This window comes from Psychrobacter sp. (genome assembly GCF_036731945.1).
Lineage (GTDB): Bacteria > Pseudomonadota > Gammaproteobacteria > Pseudomonadales > Moraxellaceae > Psychrobacter.
Window position 1 is genome coordinate 1 of the sequence record NZ_DAINDI010000012.1, and the last position, 2960, is coordinate 2960.

Sequence of the window (2960 nt, forward strand, 5' to 3'; positions counted from 1 at the left end):
CGTATAAGCAGGCATTTAATCTAAACGGCAGTTACACAGAATGTGGGATGGTCTCAAAGAGTGTCCTATATAGTAGGCCACCCTTTATCTGATTATCAGTCTAACCGATTCAATCGTGGGTTTTGTTTTAGTCTCTATAGCCTCGCACTGAACAACGACATCCCTCTATAGGTTCAAAGAAGTGCTGATCAAAGGCGCGGTCTAACTCACCATTCAATATATTAAAACCCTTGCCGCTAATATCTAAACAAGGTTTAGTAGCACAGTTATCATCAATAGCATCAAACTGACCTTGCTTGAAGTAATTATCCTTCTTGAGCTTACTAAGTGCATCAATTCTATATTTCATTAAAGCAAACCAAGATTTATAATACTTCTCATTATCCCATCTATCATTATCAATCTTACAGAATTTGCCCGCCTCTATTCTAAACTGCTCATCTACCAGTTTATAAATATCGTTATAAGATTGTGGCTTAAGCTTTTCTTCAAGCTCATAGAGAAACTGTAAAGCATCCACGTTGGCAAACTTAAAGCGCACTGAGCCTGATGTTAGTTTGTTACCAGACACTGTACCAAAACGCTCTTCTAGTCTGTGCTTTTGCTCATCGTTAAAAGTAGCCTGATACCATCTGTCTAACCCAAAGAACTCAATTAAGCCACCCGTGATATCTTTATCAATTGCATATGTTTCCGCCGGCGGTAATTTGGGCTTTGGCTCAGAAGGCACAACTGGTGCTGGAGTAGGTTGCGGCTGTAATGGTGCTTGCTGTATGGGCGTTTGTTGACGCTGCATAGCCTGTTGCGCGGCAGGGGCATGCAAAGGCATGATAGCGGGGCTACCACACTGCCTACACCTCTTGTTTTTCCCACGCCATATTTCATAAATAATAGCTGGTACTACAGCGAACCACACCAGTATTAGCGTAATAATTATACTGCCAGCTACTTTGGGGTTGCTTGTTGATCCGCAGTTATTGCAATAAACTTGTTGTGCCATGTCATCCACCAGAAGTTAATCAAATTAATAAAAGTGATTCAAACTAATCAGTACACTTTTTAATTATCAAGTAGTATTGCTCTTGAGCCTTATAAACTTCCAGCATATCACCTGAAATGTCCGCCTTAGAATCCGCCATAAATTTTAGGTACATGGTTATTTCTGTCTCCATAGCCGCCATTAGGTTTGCTTGAGCTTTTGTAAGGCACGGCGTAACGCTGAGCTTGTCTAACTCACGTTTAATAGATTGCATATCTTTAACAACGGCTGGAAGGGCAATCCTGGACGTTCTACTTGCAATAGAACTGGCATCACCCCAGCGCCCCATAATTTCATCAAGCTTGGCCCTATCTTCCTTTTCAAAGTTAAAGCTTTGGTATTCTATCTCCGGCTGAGGCACAGATGCCTTAGCGATGATAATCTGCTGCGCTTTCTCAGGCATTGCTTCAAACTCTAGCCGCTGCTGCTCAATCTCCGCTTGTTTTGCCTTGTCACTTTCAACCTTAGCGAGTTGATCGCGTAAAACCTCAGTTTCAGCTATACGGGCAGCCCTATTTTTCTCAGACTGAGCGCTACTGTAGTAGTTGAACCCAATTATGCCTAGAAATACCATGACCACTATAATTATTATTTTCTTTATATCCATTACACGCCAGCCACTAAATTTATAATTACTCAACTTTAACCGATTAGTTACTTTCGGGCAACTATTACTAGCACTCTTAACCTATCAGAGTGTGTCTGATTAAAGTCCTATATAATTAATAGTACATCTGAAATGTACAATAAACTTCGCCCTTAGTTGTTGAGGTGCTCATAAATTTATTGCTATAAAAACAATGGAGTTAACAAATTAGAATTTTGAGCAAATGGTGGTCAAATTGGTGGTCAATTCAATATATTAAAATATCAAACCTATATAAATCAATGCTTTACAGGCAAAAAAAGAGCCCACGAAGGAGGTGTCGTGGGCTGAGGAAAACTTATCATGCGACCGAGCTACTATTGATTAAAGAGTCACAAATAAATTCATCAAGATTTATTATTGTTAATATAAAGATGATGACAAAATCTATGATGTCAAGAAATTCTCACATCTGCTTACAATTTCCAGTGTACAACTGTATTTATTACACAGTCATCATAACTGAAATTGGCCGATTTACCTAGCTTGCTTACATGTCATTACGTTTTGGCTAATTATTCGCCAATTATTGGCTAAAGATCATCATCATAATCGTTTTGCTAAGCCCCTTTTGCTCAAAAACAGTTGCAATTGAGTAAAGCCAAAACCAACCGGCACAGAAGCATGACGACATGGCTGAAAAATGCTAAGCTAGCCACATTCTTATCGCTCACTATAAACTGGGTTTGTCATGACCGAGAGTACACCGCTGCACACACCAGAACAAAAACCGCTACCAACGCCAAACGACAGAAGTATCTTTAACCTACCCAACAATCTTACGATTGCGCGTATTTTAATGATTCCGCTGTTTGTGGCGATTGCTTATTGGCCACCCGCCATGGGAATTGGCATGCCAGCGATTTCGGACAATGTCATCGCGCGGGTAGGCATGAGCGAATTTAGCGACAGTTTGCTGCGTCATTTGTTGCTGACCGGTGTGTTTATTATCGCCGCAGTGACCGATTGGTTGGATGGTTATTTTGCCCGTAAGCTTAACGTGGTCTCTGCTTTTGGGCGCTTTTTAGACCCAGTCGCTGATAAGCTCATGGTCGCAGCCGCACTGATTATCTTGGTGCAATGGCATCCCAATATCATTATGGCGATTGCGGCGATTGTAATTATCTCGCGTGAAATTGCCGTCTCGGCGCTACGTGAGTGGATGGCGGAGCTTGGCAATCGCACCAGTGTTGCTGTCTCGTATGTCGGCAAACTCAAAACCACTTTTCAGATGATCGCCATCACTGTGTTATTGTTAAATTGGCAATCGCTTGA

At 41.4% G+C, this 2960-nt stretch carries 2 protein-coding genes and 1 pseudogene; 1 reads left to right on the top strand and 2 read right to left on the bottom strand.

Annotated elements, in window-relative coordinates; all coding sequences use genetic code 11:
• Window positions 1–127: 127 nt before the first annotated feature.
• Window positions 128–1000, bottom strand: coding sequence for a hypothetical protein (locus tag V7D75_RS03815; RefSeq protein ID WP_333613476.1), 873 nt, complete (start codon window positions 998–1000; stop codon window positions 128–130).
• 43 nt (window positions 1001–1043) lie between these two features.
• Window positions 1044–1679, bottom strand: a complete 636-nt coding sequence (locus tag V7D75_RS03820) for a hypothetical protein (RefSeq protein WP_201619023.1) — start codon at window positions 1677–1679, stop codon at window positions 1044–1046.
• 805 nt (window positions 1680–2484) lie between these two features.
• Here V7D75_RS03820 and pgsA point away from each other — a divergent pair.
• Window positions 2485–2960, top strand: a pseudogene (pgsA, locus tag V7D75_RS03825) (CDP-diacylglycerol--glycerol-3-phosphate 3-phosphatidyltransferase); the annotation flags it as partial.